Annotated in this window: 20 protein-coding genes; 11 read left to right on the top strand and 9 right to left on the bottom strand. The window is 73.8% G+C overall.

Going from position 1 to position 18,711, the window contains the following annotated elements; translation table 11 throughout:
- Positions 1 to 101: 101 nt before the first annotated feature.
- Both ACRQ4B_RS15170 and ACRQ4B_RS15175 read right to left on the bottom strand, forming a co-directional pair.
- Positions 102 to 878 (bottom strand): endonuclease/exonuclease/phosphatase family protein, encoded by a 777-nt coding sequence (locus tag ACRQ4B_RS15170; protein ID WP_439692225.1) that lies wholly within the window; start codon positions 876 to 878, stop codon positions 102 to 104.
- A 136-nt stretch (positions 879 to 1,014) separates the two neighbouring features.
- Positions 1,015 to 2,418, bottom strand: a complete 1,404-nt coding sequence (locus ACRQ4B_RS15175) for an MFS transporter (RefSeq protein WP_439692226.1) — start codon at positions 2,416 to 2,418, stop codon at positions 1,015 to 1,017.
- 120 nt (positions 2,419 to 2,538) lie between these two features.
- On the opposite strand from ACRQ4B_RS15175, the gene ACRQ4B_RS15180 reads away from it, so the two are divergent.
- The 5 genes from ACRQ4B_RS15180 to ACRQ4B_RS15200 are packed head-to-tail and all read left to right on the top strand — an operon-like array spanning position 2,539 to position 7,852.
- Positions 2,539 to 3,744: an alanine racemase gene (locus tag ACRQ4B_RS15180; RefSeq protein ID WP_439692227.1), complete on the top strand. Its 1,206-nt coding sequence runs from the start codon at positions 2,539 to 2,541 to the stop codon at positions 3,742 to 3,744.
- Positions 3,744 to 4,586, top strand: coding sequence for an IclR family transcriptional regulator (locus tag ACRQ4B_RS15185; protein WP_439694416.1), 843 nt, complete (start codon positions 3,744 to 3,746; stop codon positions 4,584 to 4,586). The genes ACRQ4B_RS15180 and ACRQ4B_RS15185 overlap by 1 nt, the downstream gene beginning before the upstream one ends.
- Complete coding sequence (locus ACRQ4B_RS15190; RefSeq protein WP_439692228.1) at positions 4,583 to 5,575, top strand: sugar kinase; 993 nt, start codon at positions 4,583 to 4,585, stop codon at positions 5,573 to 5,575. Before ACRQ4B_RS15185 ends, ACRQ4B_RS15190 begins: the two co-directional genes overlap by 4 nt.
- A 19-nt stretch (positions 5,576 to 5,594) precedes the next feature.
- Positions 5,595 to 6,266: a bifunctional 4-hydroxy-2-oxoglutarate aldolase/2-dehydro-3-deoxy-phosphogluconate aldolase gene (locus tag ACRQ4B_RS15195; RefSeq protein ID WP_439692229.1), complete on the top strand. Its 672-nt coding sequence runs from the start codon at positions 5,595 to 5,597 to the stop codon at positions 6,264 to 6,266.
- Positions 6,263 to 7,852: an N-acyl-D-amino-acid deacylase family protein gene (locus ACRQ4B_RS15200; RefSeq protein WP_439692230.1), complete on the top strand. Its 1,590-nt coding sequence runs from the start codon at positions 6,263 to 6,265 to the stop codon at positions 7,850 to 7,852. The genes ACRQ4B_RS15195 and ACRQ4B_RS15200 overlap by 4 nt, the downstream gene beginning before the upstream one ends.
- A 34-nt stretch (positions 7,853 to 7,886) precedes the next feature.
- Here ACRQ4B_RS15200 and ACRQ4B_RS15205 read toward each other — a convergent pair whose 3' ends face one another.
- Entirely contained in the window at positions 7,887 to 8,276 is a 390-nt protein-coding gene (locus ACRQ4B_RS15205) for a RidA family protein (protein ID WP_439692231.1), read from the bottom strand.
- A gap of 294 nt (positions 8,277 to 8,570) precedes the next feature.
- Here ACRQ4B_RS15205 and ACRQ4B_RS15210 point away from each other — a divergent pair, with 294 nt between their 5' ends.
- Positions 8,571 to 9,815 (top strand): hypothetical protein, encoded by a 1,245-nt coding sequence (locus ACRQ4B_RS15210; RefSeq protein ID WP_439692232.1) that lies wholly within the window; start codon positions 8,571 to 8,573, stop codon positions 9,813 to 9,815.
- 22 nt (positions 9,816 to 9,837) lie between these two features.
- On the opposite strand, the gene ACRQ4B_RS15215 is transcribed toward ACRQ4B_RS15210, so the two are convergent.
- The 4 genes from ACRQ4B_RS15215 to ACRQ4B_RS15230 all read right to left on the bottom strand — a co-directional run bounded on the left by ACRQ4B_RS15215 (position 9,838) and on the right by ACRQ4B_RS15230 (position 12,967).
- On the bottom strand, positions 9,838 to 10,329 hold the full coding sequence (locus ACRQ4B_RS15215) for a pyridoxamine 5'-phosphate oxidase family protein (protein WP_439692233.1): 492 nt from the start codon (positions 10,327 to 10,329) through the stop codon (positions 9,838 to 9,840).
- A complete protein-coding gene (locus ACRQ4B_RS15220) occupies positions 10,326 to 10,631 on the bottom strand; it encodes a hypothetical protein (protein ID WP_439692234.1) in 306 nt (101 codons plus the stop codon). Before ACRQ4B_RS15220 ends, ACRQ4B_RS15215 begins: the two co-directional genes overlap by 4 nt.
- Positions 10,632 to 11,092: 461 nt before the next feature.
- The gene (locus ACRQ4B_RS15225; protein WP_439692235.1) at positions 11,093 to 11,722 is read right to left on the bottom strand and encodes a hypothetical protein; all 630 of its coding nucleotides are present in this window, start codon (positions 11,720 to 11,722) and stop codon (positions 11,093 to 11,095) included.
- A gap of 135 nt (positions 11,723 to 11,857) precedes the next feature.
- Positions 11,858 to 12,967, bottom strand: coding sequence for an LLM class flavin-dependent oxidoreductase (locus ACRQ4B_RS15230; protein WP_439692236.1), 1,110 nt, complete (start codon positions 12,965 to 12,967; stop codon positions 11,858 to 11,860).
- Between the two features lie 92 nt (positions 12,968 to 13,059).
- On the opposite strand from ACRQ4B_RS15230, the gene ACRQ4B_RS15235 reads away from it, so the two are divergent.
- Positions 13,060 to 13,968, top strand: a complete 909-nt coding sequence (locus tag ACRQ4B_RS15235; RefSeq protein WP_439692237.1) for an SDR family oxidoreductase — start codon at positions 13,060 to 13,062, stop codon at positions 13,966 to 13,968.
- Between the two features lie 55 nt (positions 13,969 to 14,023).
- Here ACRQ4B_RS15235 and ACRQ4B_RS15240 read toward each other — a convergent pair whose 3' ends face one another.
- Together ACRQ4B_RS15240 and ACRQ4B_RS15245 are read right to left on the bottom strand one after the other, a co-directional pair.
- On the bottom strand, positions 14,024 to 14,752 hold the full coding sequence (locus tag ACRQ4B_RS15240) for an SGNH/GDSL hydrolase family protein (protein WP_439692238.1): 729 nt from the start codon (positions 14,750 to 14,752) through the stop codon (positions 14,024 to 14,026).
- A 59-nt stretch (positions 14,753 to 14,811) separates the two neighbouring features.
- Positions 14,812 to 15,600, bottom strand: a complete 789-nt coding sequence (locus ACRQ4B_RS15245; RefSeq protein WP_439692239.1) for an NRDE family protein — start codon at positions 15,598 to 15,600, stop codon at positions 14,812 to 14,814.
- An 85-nt stretch (positions 15,601 to 15,685) separates the two neighbouring features.
- Here ACRQ4B_RS15245 and coaBC point away from each other — a divergent pair, with 85 nt between their 5' ends.
- Genes coaBC through ACRQ4B_RS15265 form a run of 4 tightly spaced genes read left to right on the top strand, consistent with a single transcriptional unit; the run spans position 15,686 to position 18,605 of the window.
- Entirely contained in the window at positions 15,686 to 16,936 is a 1,251-nt protein-coding gene (coaBC, locus tag ACRQ4B_RS15250) for a bifunctional phosphopantothenoylcysteine decarboxylase/phosphopantothenate--cysteine ligase CoaBC (RefSeq protein ID WP_439694417.1), read from the top strand.
- A gap of 54 nt (positions 16,937 to 16,990) precedes the next feature.
- A complete protein-coding gene (locus ACRQ4B_RS15255) occupies positions 16,991 to 17,389 on the top strand; it encodes a DoxX family protein (RefSeq protein ID WP_439692240.1) in 399 nt (132 codons plus the stop codon).
- A complete protein-coding gene (locus tag ACRQ4B_RS15260; protein WP_439692241.1) occupies positions 17,386 to 18,174 on the top strand; it encodes a YqjF family protein in 789 nt (262 codons plus the stop codon). Before ACRQ4B_RS15255 ends, ACRQ4B_RS15260 begins: the two co-directional genes overlap by 4 nt.
- Positions 18,171 to 18,605 carry a DUF1810 domain-containing protein gene (locus tag ACRQ4B_RS15265; RefSeq protein ID WP_439692242.1) on the top strand — a complete coding sequence of 145 codons (435 nt, stop codon included), beginning with the start codon at positions 18,171 to 18,173 and terminating at the stop codon, positions 18,603 to 18,605. Before ACRQ4B_RS15260 ends, ACRQ4B_RS15265 begins: the two co-directional genes overlap by 4 nt.
- Positions 18,606 to 18,711: the final 106 nt, after the last annotated feature.

Genomic DNA, 18,711 nt, shown 5'->3' on the forward strand with positions numbered 1-18,711 from the left:
CCCGTCCGTCCGCTGGGCCGAGATCGCACTCCAGCGCACGTCCGCCCCGTGACCGGCCGCCGAAGTGCGATCTCGGCCCCGGTGGTCGACGCGACGGGCCGTCAGGCGGCCGGGGCCTCGGTCGTCGCGACGGAACCCGTGGCGCCGGGGTGCTCGTAGTGCGCGCGGACCAGGATCGGCCGGTGGTCGGAGATGCCCGCGGGCAGGGTCTCCACGCCCGCGATGTGCAGGCCGACACTGGTCGCGAAGTCGAAGTGCCCGGTGAACTTGCGGTAGCGCAGGTACGTCGGCTGGTCGGAGAGCGACAGCGCGAAGCCGTGCTGCTCGATCTTCCGGCGCAGGTTCGTCTGGAACCACGGGTAGTTGAAGTCGCCGACCATGACCGCGGGGGCCTCGGTCGAGAGGTCGCGCACGAACTGGTGCGCGGCCTCGATCTGCTTGCGGCGCAGGGAGTTCGTGGCGGTCAGGGGCGAGGCGTGGAAGGACGCGACGATGACCTCGGCGTCGGCCTCGGTGTCGCGCAGGTGCATCGCGATGAGCCGCTCGTGCGCGGGTGCGAGGACGCGGTCGTGCAGCGACTTCTGCAGCGAGTGGATGGTGAAGTCCTCGACCTCGAAGCGGTCGTCCCGCTTGTAGATCGCGAGCCCGAGACGGTTGCCCTTGGTCGACGCGGCGAGCGAGAGTCCGGCGACGGTGGGTGCGAGGTCGTTGCTGTCGCACTCCTGCACGCAGATGACGTCGGCCTGCGAGGCCTCTGCCAGGGCGGCGAGCTCGCCGTTCGCGGTGTGCTCTCGGAGGTTGTAGCTGACGACGCGCAGCTCGGTCGGTTCCACGGCCGTCTCGGCTGCGATCGTGCCCTGCTGCTCTGGCGCGGCCATGCTGCCTTCCTGTTCCGGGTGTTTCCGGTCACCCTGCCGCGGGCAACCGTACTCGGCTGTCGCGGACAGTTGCTGAGACTGTAGCGCGGTGCGGGTTTCGTGCGTGTGACCGTGTCGAAAACGGACGACGACGCCGTCAGACCCGGACGCGGCGGGCGGGCCGGACGGTCTCGCCGGCGGTGCGGCTCATCAGGACGCCCTCCAGGCAGGCGACCACGAGCAGCACCGCGATGACCCAGAACGCGGCGTCGTACGGACCGGAGCCACCCAGTCCGGCGGCTGCCCGGATGACGACGGCGGCGACGGCGACGCCGAAGCCCGCCGCGGTCTGCTGCAGGGTCGACGACAACGTGTTCGCCGGGGTCATGTCCGCCTGCTCGACGTCCGCGAAGGCGATGGTGTTGTACGCCGTGAACCCGACCGACCGCGCGGCACCGCTCACCACGAGGAGCACGGCGAGGAGCCAGAACGGGGTGTCCTCGGTCATGAACACCATCGCGATGACGCTCAGGGCGGCGACGGCGCTCGACACGATGATCACCGGGCGGTACCCGAACCAGCGCAGGAACGGGGTGGTCATGGGCTTGATGCCGAGGTTGCCGACGAACACCCAGAGCACGGCGGAGCCCGCGAGCACGGCGCTCCAGCCCCACGCGTCCTGGAAGAGCAGGGGCAGCACGAACGGCACCGCCGAGACCGCGAGCCGGAACAGGCTGCCGCCGGCGTGCGACACCCGGAACGTCTCGAGCCGGAACGACTCGAGCCCCATGATCGGGTGCGGGGCGCGACGGAAGTGCCGCACGGCGAACCAGCAGCACACCGCCCCGACCACGCCGGAGACCACGACCGCGAGGACCGGGATCGTGTCGAGGGCGAGCAGCGACGCCATCACGACGAGCGACCCGAGGCCGAAGCAGGCGAGCAGCGAACCGAACCAGTCGAACGGCACCCGCTCGGCGGCGCGCTCCTGCGGCACGAGCACGAGGGCGGCGACGAACGCGATCACCCCGAGCGGGATGTTGATGAGGAAGATCCAGTGCCACGACAGGGTGTCGACGAGCACGCCCCCGACGAACGGCGCGATGATCGGTGCCGCGAGGGCCGGCCAGGTGAGGATCGCGATCGCGGTCACGAGCTGCTCGCGGCCGGCGCTCCGGAGCACCACGAGCCGCCCGACCGGGACCATCAGCGCCCCGCCGAGTCCCTGCAGGATGCGCCACAGCGTCAGGTCGACCAGTCCGGTGGACAGCGCGCACAGCGCCGAGGCGACCGTGAACAGCGCGATCGCGCCCGTGAAGACCGTGCGGGAGCCGATCCGGTCGGTGAGCCAGCCGCTGACCGGGATGAACACCGCGAGCGTCACCAGGTAGGCGGTGATCGCCACGCCGACCGCGGCCGAGTCGACACCGAGGTCGCGCCCCATCGCCGGGGCCGCGGTGGCGAGGATCGTCCCGTCGAGGAGCTCCATGAAGAAGGTGCCCGCGACGAGCACGGCCACCGCCGTGCTCCCCCGTCGTCGTGTCGTCATCGTCGTCGTCATGTCACGACGAATGCTATGCCCTGCCCGGTTTTGCACTGCAGAATGCGGGGTGGGGCGACGTTGCCCCGTCGCACCCGCCACCGGGACCGTGGGGGGACCGCACGACGCACAGGAGGTTCGATGACGACCACACCCGGCACGGTCACGACGAAGGGCGCGCCCGACCCGGCTGCCCCGGCGACCCGCCACGTCCTCGACCACGCGCACCTGCCCGTGATGACGCTGCGCGAGTCCGCCGTGGCGAACAACACCGCGGTGATGCAGGCGTACGTCGAGCGGCACGGGCTGCTCTTCGCGCCGCACATGAAGACGCACATGGCACCGGCCCTCGCCGAGCGCCAGGTCGACGCCGGTGCCTGGGGCGTGACGGTGGCGTCCGTCCAGCAGGCGATGGTCGCGTGGGAGCACGGGGTGCACCGCATCCTCGTGGCGAACGAGGTGCTCGACCCGACCGGGCTCGCCTGGCTGGCCTCCCGACGGGCCGTCGACGCCGACGCCGACGTCCTCTGCTACGTCGACTCCCCCGCCGGGATCGCCGCCGCCCGTGCGGCGCAGGACGCCGTCGCCGGCGACCTGCACGTGCTCGTCGAGGTCGGGTTCCCCGGCGGACGCACGGGAGCGCGCGACGAGGCGGCAGCGCACGACGTCGCGCAGCGGGCGCACGACGCGGGGCTCTCGCTCCGTGGGGTGTCCGGGTACGAGGGCGGCCTGCCCGACGTCGACGCCGCACGCGCCTACGTCGACGGTGTCCTCGGCGTCGCCGCAGCGGTCCGGCACCTCGTCGACGCACCCCGCGCGCTCTTCAGCATGGGCGGCAGCGCCTGGTTCGACGGCGTCGCGGAGGCCGTCGCCGGTCGTCCCGCCGACGTCGACGTGCTGCTCCGGTCCGGCGCGTACCTGACCCACGACGACGGCTTCTACGCGGAACGGACGCCGTTCCGCCGGCACCCGGAAGCGGGCGCACTGGTCCCCGCGATCGAGGTGTGGGGACGCGTCACCTCGTGCCCGGAACCCGGGCTCGCCCTGGTCGCGGTCGGCAAGCGGGACATCTCCTTCGACGAGGGACTGCCGGTGGTCCGCGGGATCCGACCGGGAGGCACGGCGACCGTCGCCGCCGTCGCTCCGGCCCCCGGGGCGGTCACCGTCACCCGCCTCGACGACCAGCACTGCTACCTCGCGCTGGCGGACGGGTCGCCCGGGCTGACGCCCGGCGACGTCGTCGTGTTCGGCATCTCGCACCCGTGCACGGTGTTCGACAAGTGGCGTCAGGTCCTCGTGCTCGACGACGACGACACCGTGCTCGACACGATCGCGACGTGGTTCTGATGCGTGCCACGACGCCGGTCGCGCCGGCCACCGACGACGCCCCCGCGCGCAACGCCGCGCTCTCGCTCCGGCGCGGGCTCCGACTGCTCGACTGCGTCGCCGACCGCACCCGGAGCGGCGACGCCTCCGTGTCCCTGACGACGTTGGCGGCCGAGCTCGGCACGTCGAAGTCCACGGTGCTGCGACTGACCGCCCCGATGGTCGAGAACGACCTGCTCCGCCGCACGCCCGACGCCGGGTTCACCCTGGGACTCGGCGCACTGCTGCTCGGCCAGAGCTACCTCGAGGGCATCGACCTCCGCTCCGCCGCGGCACCGTTCCTCCGTCGGACCGCCGAGCGCACCGGGCTCACGTGCCACCTCGTGGTCCCGGACGGCACCGACATCGTCTACGTCGACAAGGTCGAGATGCGCGGGACGGTCCGGATGGGCTCCCGGATCGGCAACCGGCTGCCGATGCGCAACACCGCGTCCGGCAAGGCGATGGTGGCGTTCGGCGAGCCGGAGTTGCTCGCCCGGGTACTGGCCGAACCCGCGACGGCGATGACCGAGCACTCGATCACCGACGACGACCGCTGGCGCGCGGAGATCGACCGGACGCACGGGCGGGGCTACGGCATCGACGACCGCGAGAACGAGCCGGACATCCGCTGCGTGGCGGCTCCCGTGCTCGACCACGCGAACCAGGTCGTCGGCGCGATGAGCATCTCCGGCCTGGCGTCGCGCTTCCCCGCCGCCGCGGTTCGTGAGCTCGGCGACGGCGTCGTCCGGACCGCGCTCGAGATCTCCGTCGCGCTGGGGTCGTCCTCGGCGCAGCTCGCCCTGGCGAAGGGCACCCGGTGAGCGCGCACGACGCGACCGGCCACGTGCTGACCTTCGGCGAGACGATGCTGCTCCTCACCGGCGGCGACACCGGTGCCGTCCCGGACCTCGAGCACATGCGGGTCGACACCGGCGGCGCCGAGAGCAACGTCGCGATCGGGCTCGTCCGCGCGGGCGTCCCGACCACCTGGCTCGGCCGTGTCGGCACCGACCCCGCCGGCGACCGCGTCACCCGGGACGTCCGGGGCGAGGGCGTCGACGTCGTCGCGGTGCCGGACCCGGACCACTCCACCGGCATCATGATGAAGGAGCGCCTGGTCGACGGACGCACCCGGGTGACGTACCACCGCCGAGGATCGGCCGGATCGGCGCTCCGCTGGTCCGACCTGCCGGCGAGCATCGTCGAGACCGCCGCGCTGTTGCACGTCACCGGGATCACCCTCGCGCTCTCCGACTCCGCACGGGAGACCGTCGAGGCGGCGCTCGACCGAGCCGACGTCGCCGGGGTCCCCGTGTCGTTCGACGTCAACCACCGGCCGAAGCTCATCGACGCGGACACGGCCCGGCAGCACTACCGTGCCGTGGCGGGTCGCGCGGCCGTCGTGTTCGCGGGTGACGACGAAGCCCGGCTCGTCCTCGGGCTGGCCGACGACGAGGGCGACGACGAGTCCCTCGCGCACGACCTGGCGGCGCTGGGCCGGGGCCGCGCCGTCGTGAAGCTCGGGTCCCGCGGGGCCGTGGCTTCGGTCGACGGCCGGTTCCTGCGGCGTCCGGCGACCCCGGTCCGCGTTGTCGACCCGGTCGGCGCCGGCGACGCCTTCGTCGCGGGCTGGCTGGCGGCGTCGCTCGCCGGCGCGACCCCGGACGAGGCCCTCGACCGCGCCGCGGACGCCGGTGCGCTCGCCTGCACCGTCGAGAGCGACTGGCGCCGCCCGGACCCGGCCGCCCTGCACGACCCCACGATCCCGTCGGACGTCGACCACGCCGTCCACGACCGTGTCGACCGCTGACCACACGAGGAACGAGCACATGACGAACACCACCAGCACGGACGCCGCCGGCACGGACACCGCCGCCCCGGTCCGGCACCGGCACGCCGCCGGTCCGGCGATCGCGATCCTCCGCGGCGGGACCGGCGAGCACGTCGAGGACGTCGTCGCCACCCTCGTCGACGCCGGCGTGCGGGCGATCGAGATCACGACGAACACGCCACGCTGGCGGGAGGGCATCGCCTGGGCCACCGAGCGGTACGGCACCGCTGCGTCGATCGGCGTCGGCACGGTGCTCGAGCCACGACAGCTCGACGAGGCCGCGGCTGCCGGAGCGGTCTTCGCGGTCAGCCCGCACCTGGACGCCGACATCGGTGCGCGCGCACACGAGCGCGGCCTCGGCTGGTACCCGGGCGCCGCCACCCCGACCGAGATCGTCCGCGCCTGGCAACTCGGCGCCCGTGCAGTGAAGGTCTTCCCGGCGGCGCAGCTCGGCGGGCCGGCGTTCCTCAAGCAGGTCCTCGCGCCGCTCGACTTCGTGGACGTCATCCCGACGGGCGGCATCGGCGTGGACGACGCGGCCCACTACCTGGCAGCGGGTGCTGTCGCGGTCGGCCTCGGCTCGCCACTCGTCGGCGACGCGCTCACCAGCGGCGACCTCGACGCCCTCCGGACCCGCGCCGAGCGGCTCGTGGCGGGGCTCGCCCGGTGACCGACACGGCACCGTTCCTGCTGCGCGGCGGCAGCGTCGTCGGCGCCGCCGGCCCGGTGCGCGCGGACGTCCTCGTCGCCGACGGACGGATCGCCGCCGTCGGCACCGACCTCGACGTCCCGGCCGGCACCACCACGGTCGACTGCGGCGAGCGCCTCGTGCTCCCGGGGTTCGTCGACGCGCACTCGCACGCCGGGTCGCTCGTGTTCGACGAAGCCGTCCAGCTCGGGTTGCTCCGACAGGGCGTGACGACGATCGTCACCGGACAGGACGGCGTCGGGCCGGCTCCGGGCGACGGCTCCTACGCCGACCGGTACTTCGCGGCGATCGACGGTCCGCACCCGCGCTACGACGGCGGGGGCGTCGGAGCGCTGCTCGCGACGTACGACGGCACCACTCCGGTCAACGTGGCGACGTTGGTGCCCGCCGGCACGGTCCGGCACGAGGTCATCGGGGACGATGACCGACCCGCGACGGCGGCCGAGCTCGACGCCATGGCCGCGGTGGTGCGACAGGGCCTCGCCGTGGGTGCGACCGGGCTCGCCACGGGACTCGACTACGTGCCGGGGCTGTACGCGGACACCGCAGAGCTCGCCGCGCTGTGCGCCGAGGTCGCCGCGGTCGACGGGCTCTACGTCTCGCACATGCGCGGCGGGTACGAGGGGAACGCCCGCACCGGGCTCGAGGAGATCGCCGAGATCGTGCGGGCCTCCGGCGTCCGGGCCCACGTGTCGCACCTGCACGCGCCGGTCGACCTCGCCGTGACCGCGCTCGCCGAGCTCGCGCACGCCGGGGCACCGATGTCGTTCGACACGTACCCGTACTCCCGCGGGTGCACGATCCTGTCGATGCTGCTGCTCCCCGCCGAGCTCGCCCGGCCCGGCACCGACGACCTCGCCCGAGCCCTCGCCGACGAATCCGGACGACACCGGGTCCGTGGGGCCGTCCTCGAGCGGGTGCTCGGCCGTGCGGACCTCGGGACCGGCTGGGCCGACCAGATCACGCTCTCGCACGTCCCCGCCGCGGAGTTCCACGCACTGCAGGGCCGCACCCTCGCCGAAGCGGCGGAGGCCACCGGCACCGACCCGGTCGACCTCGCGCTCGACGTCCTCGTGGACTCCGCGCTGCAGGTGACCGTCGTCATGCGGGTCCCCCACCCGCGGACCGCGGACGAGCTCACGCCGCTGTTCCGGCTCCCGGGCCACACCGCCGGGTCGGACGGCATCTTCGTCGGGACCCACCCGCACCCGAGGGCCCACGGCACCTTCGCGCGGTACCTGGCCGAGTACACGGTCCCCGGTCGCCTCGACTGGTCGGAGACCGTACGGCACCTGTCCACCACGGCCGTCGAGCGCTACCGGATCGGCGACCGCGGCACGGTCCGCCCGGGAGCCGCCGCTGACCTCGTCGTCGTCGATCCCGCCGGGGTCGAGGCCGGGTCGACCTACTCGCGCCCGACGGAGCTGGCGAGCGGCATCGACGACGTGTTCGTCGCCGGGGTCCCGGTGCTGTCCGTCGGTGCCCTGACGCACGCGACCCCCGGGGCCGGGCTCCGTCGGGACGGGGTCGACTCCGGGGGTCGGTGAGGCTTCACTCAGCGAACACGACGGGGTGCGTCGGTCACTCCGCGGTCGGCAGCACCGCGACCACGTCGATCTCGACGAGGATGTTCGCCAGGTGTGACTGCACGGTCGTCCGCACCGGGTACGGCTGCGAGAAGTGCTTGGCGTACTCCTCGTTGAAGGCCGGGAAGTCACGGTCGGAGTGTTCGAGGTGCACGGTCGACTTCACGACGTCGTCGAGCGTCGCGCCGTGCTCGGCGAGGACCGCGGCGATGTTCGCCAGCACCTGGGCGGTCTGCCCGGCGACGTCGTCCGCGACCGCACCGGTGGCCGGGTCCTGCGGGCCGAAGCCGGCGGTGTACAGGAAGCCGTTGGCGACGATGCCCTGGCTGTAGGGGCCGGCGGGCTTCGGGGCGTTGTCGGTCACGATGGCGGTCTTGTTCGGCACGGTGCTCCTCGGTGCTCTCGGTCGGTGCTGTCGGTCGGTGCTGTCGGTCGGGTCGCTCGGGATCGGAACGATCCCGCTGCGGACGTGCACCCAGGCTAGGCGCGCGCGCCGCGGTGGGACCGGCCGCGCGCCGGCGCCGTTCCGTCCTGCACAACGCTCGCCGTGCCTCCAGGTCGACCCGTGCCCCTGGAACGACCGGTGCCTGCAGGACGACACTGTGTGGGATCCACCAGCCGCACCCGTCTACGCTCGTACCGTGCCCCCTGCCATGCCCGGACATCGCGGAGTGCCGCGGTGAGTCGACTGGACGGGACCCTGACGGAGTCGATCGCGAGCGGCCGTCGTCGGCTGCTCGACCTCGCCACCAGCCTGCCCGCGTGGGCCGCCGTGCTGCTGGTCTGGACCGGTGGGCGCATCGTGTCGACCTTCTGGCTGGCGCTGGCGTACCCGCTCATCGGGCGGGCCCTGCCGGAGAACGCGATCTGGGGCAACGGCCACGGCTTCCTCAACTTCCTGACGGCATGGGACGGCCAGTACTACGAGCAGATCTCGGTGCACGGCTACCCGACGACGCTCCCGCTCGACGCCGCGGGCAACGTCGCGCAGAACGCGTGGGCGTTCCTGCCGGCGTTCCCGTTCACCATCCGCATGCTGACGGTGTCGACGGGGGTACCGTTCGACGTCGGAGCGCCGGCGATCGCGCTGCTCGCCGGGCTCGTCGCCACCTACCTGCTGCACCGGCTCGTCCGCGACCGTGCCGGGTCCGCGGCGGCCATGTGGGCGGTGTTCTTCTTCACGTGCGGGCCGCTGTCGTTCCTGCTGCAGGTCGGCTACGCGGAGAGCATGTTCCTCGCGCTCACCTTCGGCGCGCTCCTCGCGCTCGAGCGTCGGCGGTACGGGCTGCTGACCGCCCTCGCCGTGGTCGCCGCATTCACCCGTCCCGGTGCGCTCGCGATCCCGCTCGTGCTCGGCGTCGTCGCGCTGGTGCGGTGGATCGGTGCACGACGGAACACCGGGGTCCGGTCGCTCGACGCGTTCCCGATCGCCGAGCGTGTGCGGGTCGTCGCCGCCGGCGTGGTCATGGTCGCCGCCGGCTTCGCGTGGCCGCTCATCGCCGCGCACGCGACCGGTGCACCGAACGCCTACCTCGAGACCGAGATGTCCTGGTGGGTGAACTTCATCGGGCGGGTCGACTTCACGCCGCTGACGCCGTGGTTCCTCATCGCCGCGCGGTGGCTCGGTGTCGGCGGGGTCCTCATCGTCGTGTTCCTGCTCGTGGCGTACCCGGTGTGGCTGCTCCGCAGTTCCACCCGTCGCCTGGGGTTCACGACCGTGGTGTTCTCGGCCGCGTACGCGCTGTACATCTTCGCGGTGTCGCTGCCGATGGCGTCGACGCCTCGGCTCCTGATGCCGCTCGCGCCGCTCTTCGGGTCACCCGAACTCGTCGCGAAACCGTGGATGCGCTGGACCCTCGTGGTCTGCGCCGTGCTCGGGCAGCCCGTGCTCGTCGCGGTGCTGTGGCTGCTCGGCCCGCCGTGACGCACGGGCCGAGCAGCGCTCGCTAGAGCTCGACGGTGCCGTGGTCGCCGGTGTCCGGCTGGCTCTGCTTCCCGATCGCGGCCTTCAGCGTCTGCACGAGCGTGCCCACCGGGCCGGTGTCCTGCGTCCAGTACTCGACCGACTCGCCCTCGACCGTCAGCACACGGATGCTCGGGTCGTCCCGGCCGTCCGGGAACCAGGCCTCGGCGAACGGCGACCACAGCTCGTCGATGACCGTGCCGTCCTGGGTGACCGTCGCGGTGCCGGCGATCGACAGGTACCCGCCCTGCGACTCGATCGCGACGTTCACGTGCGGGTTCCTGGCGATGTCCTCGACCTTCTCGCTGCCGTCCTGCACGAGGAACCGGAGCGTGCCGTGGAACGCCTTGTCCTGCACGGCGAGCGGGCGGGCGTGCAGGTGGCCGTCCTCGCTCACGGTCGTCAGCAGGGCCGTGTGGGCTCCGTGGACGATGTCCGAGATGGCTGCCCGCTGGTCTGCCTCTGTGTCGGTCATGGTGCTCCTCTCGCGTCGTGCGCCCCGTTGTGCTCGACGTGCGGCCGGGTCTCCCCGGGGCGCGGTCCGTTCCGGCCAGTCTGCCCCTCGACGCTGGGCGCGTCCGGCGCGTCCGGCGCGTCCGGCGCGTCCGGCGCGTCCGGCGCGTCCGGCGCGTCCGGCGCGTCCGGCGCGTCCGGCGCGTCCGGCGCGTCCGGCGCGTCCGGCGTGCGGGCGCGGTCGCGGCGTGCGGTCGCGGTCGCGGTCGAGGTCGCGGTCGCGGTCGCGGTCGCGGTCGCGGTCGCGGGCCACTTCGTGAGCACAAAACGTCGAGGAGGCCCGGAGCACCCGACGATTTCTGCTCACGAAGCGACGTGCGAGCGGCTCGGAGCACGGTGCGCGGGGGTTGGGCACGAAATCCGGGCGCGGGCACGATGCCCGTGCCCGGGCAATCGGGCGGATGGCAAGGGCGCACGGGCGCACGGGGCGTGGGCGGACGCTGGCGCACTTCGTGAGCAGAAAACGCCGAGGAGGCCCGGAGCACCCGACGATTTCTGCTCACGAAGCGAGGTGGGACGGAACCCGGCGGGCAGCGGGTGCGACCGGGAGCGGCGACGCCGGCGCACTTCGTGAGCACAAGACGTCGAGGAGGCGCGGAGCACCCGACGATTTCTGCTCACGAAGCGGCGCAGGACGGGACGGGGCGCAGGACGGGACGGGGCGCAGGACGGGATGGGGCGCAGGACGGGACGGCGGGACAGGACGACGCGGGGCGGCGAGCGGGTCAGGCAGGCTCGCGGATGGTCGTCTCGACGTCGACGACCTGCGGGATGCGCGGCATCGACGCGAAGCCGAACTGCACGGGCGGGTCGAGCGGCGCCAGGGACCCCAGCGACTCCCCCGCCCAGGTGCCGCGCACGCCGGTCACGTCGTGCGCGCCGGTCACGCCGTAGTACTCCCGGCGGCCGTTCCCCGCCGACCCGGCGGTCCCGGAACCCGGCGCGACGAGCCGTGCGACGGGGTCGATCGCGGCGAGCCACCGGGGATCGCGGGCGATCTGCTTCGGGACGATGCGGAGCACCCGGCCGAGCGGCGAGATGGTGCCGACGTCGATCGAGGCCTGCAGCGCGCCGGCGTCGAGTTCCAGTCCGCGGGACGTCCGTCGGGCGCGGACGTCGACGACGGACACGCTGTCGAAGCGGTAGGTGCCGGAGACGTAGGCGGCGACGATCTCGTCGGGTGCGAGGAGCACCGAGGTGCCGTCGGGGAGCTCGAGGAACACGTCCGTGAAGGACCCGAACGGCGATCGGTCCCACATGCCCACGACGATGCGGACGCCGGACGTCGTGCCGACGCCCATGATCCGGCCGCGGAACCGGCGCTCGACGGGAGGGGTGCTGGGGCGGGACGGCATGCCCTGGACCGTACCCGGCGCCCCCGTGAGCCGATCGGAGGAGCCGAGCCGCGCCTCCAGGCGGACCGAACGGCAGGACGGAACGGCCGGACCTGACCGACCGGACCGGACCGGCAACGCCGGAGGGCCCGGGCCCTACGGGACCGGGACGGGCTCCGCCAGCAGCTCGCGCACCCGCGGGGCGACCTGCGTGCCGTACAGCTCGATCGACCGCATCATGTCCGCGTGCGGCAGGCGACCGGTCGCGTAGCGCATGTCGAACCGGGAGGCGCCGAGGATCCGCATGTTCCGGGCGACCTTCCGCGCGACCGTCTCCGGCGACCCGACGTACAGCGAGCCGCCCGCGGAGAGTCCGGCGCGGTAGCCGGCGACGTCGAGGGGCGGCCAGCCGCGCTCCCGACCGAGCTGGTCGGTGACGGCCTTGTGGTACGGCCAGTAGCGCTCCGCCGCTTCCTCGTCGGTGGCGGCGACGAACCCCGGCGAGTGCATCGCGATGGGCTGCTGCGGCAGGTCGAGCTGGGTCAGCGCCTGCCGGTACAACCGCGAGAACGGGGCGAACTGGGCGGGCTGCCCGCCGATGATGGCGAGGAAGAGCGGCAGCCCGTACGACGCGGCGCGGATGACCGACTGGGGTGAGCCGCCGACGCCGATCCAGGTCGGGATGGGGCCGTGCTCGAGCTTCGGGAAGACGTGCTGGTCCGTCAGGCCCGGGCGGACGGTGCCGCTCCAGGTGACCGGGTCGCCGCCGCGGAGTGCCGCGAAGAGCTGCAGCTTCTCCTCGAAGAGGACCTCGTAGTCGGCGAGGTCGTAGCCGAAGAGCGGGAAGGACTCGGTGAAGGAGCCCCGGCCGAGGATGACCTCGGCGCGGCCGTCGGACAGCGCGTCGACGGTGGCGAACCGCTCGTACACGCGGACCGGGTCGTCGGAGGACAGCACGGTGACCGCGGAGCCGAGACGGATGCGGGAGGTGCGGGCGGCGATCGCGGCGAGGACGACCTCGGGGGCGCTGACGACGAAGTCGGCCCGGTGGTGCTCCCCGACGCCGATGAAGTCGACGCCGACCTGGTCGGCGAGGACGGCCTGGTCGAGGACGTCCCGGATGCTCTGCGCGTCGGACTTGGTGCCGCCGTCGGGCGTCTCGGTGACGTCGCCGAAGGTGTCGAGGCCGAGCTGCACGGGGCCGATCCGCTCGGGTGCGGGCGGTGGCACGTCGGACGGGCGGTCGGTGCCGAATGCGTTGCTCATGAGCCCTCCACGATTGATGCGTTTGCATCAATCTACCACGAGCGAGTCCGCACCACCAGCCACCACCAGCACCCGCGTGTACGGTCCTCCGCATGCCGCAGATCCCCGACCAGACCGGCCGCCGCATCGTCGTCACGGGCGCGAACAGCGGAACCGGCAAGGAGACCGCCACGCGCCTCGCGGCCGCCGGCGCCTCCGTCGTGCTCGCCGTCCGGACCCCGTCGAAGGGCGAGGACGCCGCCGCGTCGATCCGTGCGGCGCACCCGCACGCCGACGTCGAGGTACGCGAACTCGACCTCGCCGACCTCGCGAGCGTCCGACGGTTCGCCGACGGCGTGCTCGCGGAGGACCGCGCGCTCGACGTGCTCGTGAACAACGCCGGGGTGATGGCCCCACCGAAGCGCTTCGAGACCGTCGACGGCTTCGAACTGCAGCTCGGCACGAACTTCCTCGGCCCGTTCGCCCTCACCAACCTGTTGCTCCCCGCCCTCCTCCGGTCGCCGGACGCCCGTGTCGCGACGATGTCGAGCATCGCGGCGGTGCCCGGTCGGATCCGGTTCGACGACCTGCAGTGGGAGCGCGGCTACAACGGCTGGCGCGCCTACTGCCAGTCGAAGCTCGCGGACCTGCTGCTCGCACTGCACCTGCACCGGCTGTCGGTCGAGCTCGACTGGCCCGTGATGAGCACCGCGGCACACCCCGGCTACACGCGGACGAACCTGCAGTCGGCCGGCAGGTCCCTCGGGCGCGCACGGCCGGTCCGGTCACGGGGCCTGGCGCTGCCGTTCACGCAGGACGTCGAACAGGGCTCCGAGCCGCTGCTCTACGCCGCGGTGGGGCCGGCGGCCACGGGCGGCGCCTACTACGGCCCCTCCGGCGCGTTCGGGCTGACCGGCCCGACCACGGCCGCGTCGATCCCCCGGTCGGCCAGGAGCGCCGACCTGGCCCGGTCGCTCTGGGCCGTCGCCGAGGACCTCACCGGGACCGCGCCACCCGCCTGACCAGCGCGGGACGGACCGGGCCGGGAGGCGCGGCGCGGCCCCCCGCCGCGCACCGTCAGAACCGGACGTCGTCGCGGCGCAGGGCCGCGATCACCGCCGCCTCGACTGCCTGCTGGCCGCGTGCGGTCGGGTGCACGTCGTCGGACTGCATCCACTCGGGGTGGCTCCGGAGCGGCTCGCCGATGTCCACGAACGTCCCGCCCTCGCGTTCCAGTGCCCGCCGCATCGCCTTCGTGATCTTCGCGAGCTGCGCGGGCGGGGCGTCCTGGTTCCAGATCGCACTGAGGCCGATGAGTCGCGCGTGCGGCATCCGACGGTGGACGTCGTCGACGACCCGGTCGGTCGCGCTCCGGACCTGCGCGGTGTCGAGACCGAGGTCGTTCGAACTCGCCTGCACGATCACGACCGCCGGCCGGAGCGCAGCGGCGCGTTCGACGAGCGTGGGGTAGGCGGTCGCGCAGTCGTCGGCGTCGCCGATCGCCGCCACGCCGGCCCCGTCGCAGGACAGGTTGGTGAGTTGCCAGTTCTCGGTCTCGGCGATCAGGGCCGGCCAGGCCTCCGACGCGGTGAGGCCGTGACCCGCGGTGATCGAGTCACCGATCGTCACGATCCGGAGGTCGCCCGTGTCGTCCCAGGGACGGGTGGGGACCGTCGGCGTCGCGGTCGGGGTGGCGTCGTGCAGCGAGCCCGCGGCCGCCGGGGCGTCCGCCGAGCAGGCACCGAGCACGACGAGGGCAGCGGCGGCCACGAGGGCGGCCAGCACGGTCCGGGTTCCGGTGGTCACGAGCCGTGACCGTACGCCGCGCGGGCACGGTCCGCCCGCCGTCGCCGCTGCGGGTGCGTTCAGGCGTGGTGCAGTTCGACCGATCCGTCGAGTCGCCCGGGCTCCGTCAGCCGCGCGTGCTGCAGCACCGTGCGCTCCGGTCCCACGGCCGCGGCCACGATCGACAGCGTCGCGAAGTGCCCGTCCCGTTCGTGCGCGTCGCGCAGGATGGCGTCCGGGTCGTCCGCCGGCAGCACCGCCGACGCCGCCAGCAGCCCGAACCAGCCGCTCCACCCGTCGCCCGTGTCGACACCGTCGTCGGCCGCCCGGAGTTCGTCGAAGGGACCGAGCACGGGCGGCCCGCCCGGGGCGTCGGCAGCGCGGAAGGCCTCGAGCCACCGCCCGATGCGTGGCGCCGCGGGGTCGTCCGGCTCGCCGTGCGTGACCATGTGCACGCCCGGCTCGAGCGCCGTCGTCCGCACCCGGACACCGTCCCACGCCAGCACCTCGGCGCCGCCGGCGGTGGCACGTACCAGGTTGAACGCCTTCGTGTCCGGCACCGTGCCGTCGTGGCCGGGGAGCGCTCCGGTCACGGCATCGAGCGGGACGACGCCGCGCGTGGTCCAGGTGCCGTCGTCGCTCGGCACGGGTTCGCCGCGGTTCAGGACGACGGCCAACCCGGCGCCGTCCGAGGCGGCGAGCCACGCACCGCCGGCCGACCGGTCGCGAACGCCCCGGATCGCGGGGTCGCGTTCCGGCCACCAGGCGGCGGGCGGGTCCCAGGGGCGATCCGGGGACTCGTCGCGCAGGGCGAGCATCGTGACGGGCCACTCGGACCCGGGGTCGACGCGGACGACGACGGTGCACATGGGATCGATCCTCGCACGGCCGGATCGAGCCTCGTCCAGCGGCCCGGGTAGCGTGACCGTCGTGAACGCAGCAGCAGAGCGCCGTCTGACCGTCGTCGTGGGCATCACCGGGGGCATCGCCGCCTACAAGGCCGTCGGGGTCGTCCGGGCCCTCGTGCAGCGGGGCCACGACGTCCACGTCGTCCCGACGGAGGGCGCGCTCCGCTTCGTCGGACTGCCGACCCTGGAGGCGCTCAGCCGCAACCCGGTCACGACCAGCGTGTTCGAGGACGTCGCGGAGGTCCGGCACGTGTCGCTCGGTCGCCGGGCGGACCTCGTGGTGGTCGCACCGGCCACGGCCGACTCCCTCGCACGGATGGCGGCCGGACTCGCGGGCGACCTGCTCGGCACGACCCTGCTCGCCACCGAGGCCCCCGTCGTCGTCGCCCCGGCGATGCACCCGCAGATGTGGGAGCACCCGGCCACGCAGGCGAACGTCGCCACCCTCCGGGAGCGCGGCGTCCGGTTCGTCGGCCCGGTGGTCGGCGCGCTCACCGGCGACGACGCGGGCATCGGCCGGATGGCGGAGCCGGAGGAGATCGTGACGGGGGCGCTCGCCGCGGTCGACACCACGGACCCCGCCCCGGCCCGGGACGAGCAGGGCGCGCCCGCCCGGGGCGAGCAGGGCGACCTCGCCGGTGTCCGTGTGGTCGTCAGCGCCGGGGGCACCCGCGAGCCGTTCGACCCCGTGCGCTTCGTCGGCAACCGGTCCAGCGGCCGCCAGGGGCTGGCGATCGCCGCCGACGCCGCCGCCCGCGGCGCGACCGTCACCGTCGTCGCCGCGAACGTCGACGCCGGCCTCACCGCCGGACTCGACGCCACGATCGTCCCGGTCGGTTCGGCTCTCGAGCTCGCCGACGCCGTGCACGCCGCCGCCGCCGACGCGGACGTCGTCGTGATGACCGCCGCCGTCGCCGACTACCGCCCTGCAGAGGTCCGGGCCGAGAAGCTCAAGAAGGAGTCCCAGGGCGACACGATGACGCTCGAACTCGTCCGGAACCCCGACGTCCTCGCCGACCTCGTCGCCGCTCGTCGAACGGGGCAGATCATCGTCGGGTTCGCCGCCGAGACCGAACCCGACCGCGCGGCACGCATCGAACTCGGTCGCGCCAAGATCGCCCGGAAGCCCGCGGACCTGCTCGTGGTGAACCACGTCGGCTGGTCGTCGGGGTTCGAACGCGAGGAGAACGCGATCGAGGTGCTCACACCGGGCGGCGAGGTCGTCCGTGAGACCTCCGGCACGAAGGCCGAGGTGGCGACCGCAGTCCTGGACCTCGTCGCGACCGCGCTCGTCTAGCGCGACCTGAACGGTCTCCGTGCGTCCACGGACGGGCGCGGGCACGATGGACCCATGCGACGACGCGAGCGCGCACGACGCGCCACCCGGACCGCCACCCTCCTCGCCGTCGTGCTGGGCGGGGCCGGCGTCACCCACTTCCTCCGGCCGAAGGGCTACGACCGGATCGTGCCGGACACGCTCCCCCCGCGCCTGACCACGCTGGTCTCCGGCGCGGCCGAGCTCGGGATCGCCACCGGCCTGGTCGTCCCGGCCACCCGGCGGGCCGCGGGCTGGGCCGCCGCGGCGCTCTTCCTCGCCGTCTTCCCCGCGAACGTCAAGATGGCGAACGACCTGCTGGACAGCCCGCGGTCGACGCGCGCGATGCGGCTCGTGTCGGTGCTGCGACTGCCGCTGCAGGCTCCCCTCGTCGCCTGGGCCGTGCGCGTCGGCCGCCACGCGCCGCGACGGTGACCGGACCGACGCGGGCTCGGGCGGCGGTCCCGCTGCTGCACCGCCCGGTCACCGTGCACGCCTGGGAGGACATCGTCTTCGCGCACTGGCGGCACGACCCGGAGTCGCTCGCCCGGCTCGTCCCGCGCGGCACACGGCCCGACGTGGTCGACGGCAGTGCCTGGGCCGGTCTGTCGGCGTACGTCTTCCGGGAGACCCGGGTGCCGCCGTTCCCGCCGTCCGGCCGGCTCGGCACGATGACCGAGGTCACGATCGAGGTCCTGACGGTGGACGACCACGGGCGCCACGGTGTGGCCTACCGCACCGTCGACACCGCGAACGTCCCGGCGATCGTCGCCGCACACGCGCTGCTCGGCGTGCCGTACACGTTCGCGCACGCACGGGCCCGCCGTCGCGGCGACACCATCGCGCACCGATCGGTGCGGCACCCCGCGCGGAGCCTGCACCCGTTGCGGTGGCTCCGTGGTCCCGGGAACGGACCGGGAGGCACAGCGCACCCCCGTCACGACGCCACCGTCCGGGTCGTGGCCGGCGCCCCGGTCGACACCCCGTTGGCCGCGGAGCTCACGACCCGTGCGGGCATCCACGCCCGTCACCTCGCACAGACGGTCTTCTGGCAGCGCCAGCACCCGCCGCTCGCGATCCGGTCGGCACGGCTGGAACGGCTCGGCGGCGACCTGCCCGACGCGGTCGGCCTGCCCGGGCTCCTGGACCGTGCACCCGACTCGCTGCTCGTGGTCGACCGGACCACCGTCCGGTACGGCTGGGGGGACGTCCTCCGGTGACCGAGGACCCGCACCACCTCGAACGGTTCGTCCTGGCGCAGCAGGGCGTCCACGACACCGCCCTGGCCGAGCTCCGACGTGGCCGGAAGACCTCGCACTGGATGTGGTTCGTGTTCCCGCAGCTCAGCGGCCTCGGGCGGAGCGCGACCGCGCAGCAGTACGCCCTCGACGGGCTCGTCGAGGCCCGCGCGTACCTCGCACACCCGGTGCTCGGCCCCCGGCTGCTGACCGCGACGGCAGCCGCTGCCGCTGCGCCGGCACGGTCCGTGGACGAGCTCCTGGGCGGCGTGGACGCGCTCAAGCTCCGCTCCTCGATGACCCTGTTCACGGCGGCCGCCGACGACCCGGCGCCGTTCCGGGCGGTCCTCGACCGCTGGTACGCCGGCACCGAGGACCCGGTCACGGTGCGGCTGCTGCGGCCTGACGTCTGAGCGCTGCGGAAACGTGTCACCCGCTGATCCGAGCGGAACGCCGTTCGTATATCAGGTACCGTGAACCATGCGTCCGCACTGAACGGCCGGACGCCGCAACCCGACC

This window comes from Curtobacterium sp. SP.BCo (assembly GCF_051903265.1).
Classification (GTDB): Bacteria; Actinomycetota; Actinomycetes; order Actinomycetales; family Microbacteriaceae; genus Curtobacterium.

Excerpts from the sequence above, each read along its gene's own strand:
- ACRQ4B_RS15170 (WP_439692225.1), bottom strand. The coding sequence starts at position 878 with ATGGCCGCGCCAGAGCAGCAGGGCACGATCGCAGCCGAGACGGCCGTG.
- ACRQ4B_RS15225 (WP_439692235.1), bottom strand. The coding sequence starts at position 11,722 with ATGCCGTCCCGCCCCAGCACCCCTCCCGTCGAGCGCCGGTTCCGCGGC.
- ACRQ4B_RS15195 (WP_439692229.1), top strand. The coding sequence starts at position 5,595 with ATGACGAACACCACCAGCACGGACGCCGCCGGCACGGACACCGCCGCC.
- ACRQ4B_RS15180 (WP_439692227.1), top strand. The coding sequence starts at position 2,539 with ATGACGACCACACCCGGCACGGTCACGACGAAGGGCGCGCCCGACCCG.
- ACRQ4B_RS15255 (WP_439692240.1), top strand. The coding sequence starts at position 16,991 with ATGCGACGACGCGAGCGCGCACGACGCGCCACCCGGACCGCCACCCTC.
- ACRQ4B_RS15175 (WP_439692226.1), bottom strand. The coding sequence starts at position 2,418 with ATGACGACGACGATGACGACACGACGACGGGGGAGCACGGCGGTGGCC.
- ACRQ4B_RS15245 (WP_439692239.1), bottom strand. The coding sequence starts at position 15,600 with ATGTGCACCGTCGTCGTCCGCGTCGACCCCGGGTCCGAGTGGCCCGTC.
- ACRQ4B_RS15185 (WP_439694416.1), top strand. The coding sequence starts at position 3,744 with ATGCGTGCCACGACGCCGGTCGCGCCGGCCACCGACGACGCCCCCGCG.
- ACRQ4B_RS15215 (WP_439692233.1), bottom strand. The coding sequence starts at position 10,329 with ATGACCGACACAGAGGCAGACCAGCGGGCAGCCATCTCGGACATCGTC.
- ACRQ4B_RS15230 (WP_439692236.1), bottom strand. The coding sequence starts at position 12,967 with ATGAGCAACGCATTCGGCACCGACCGCCCGTCCGACGTGCCACCGCCC.
- ACRQ4B_RS15235 (WP_439692237.1), top strand. The coding sequence starts at position 13,060 with ATGCCGCAGATCCCCGACCAGACCGGCCGCCGCATCGTCGTCACGGGC.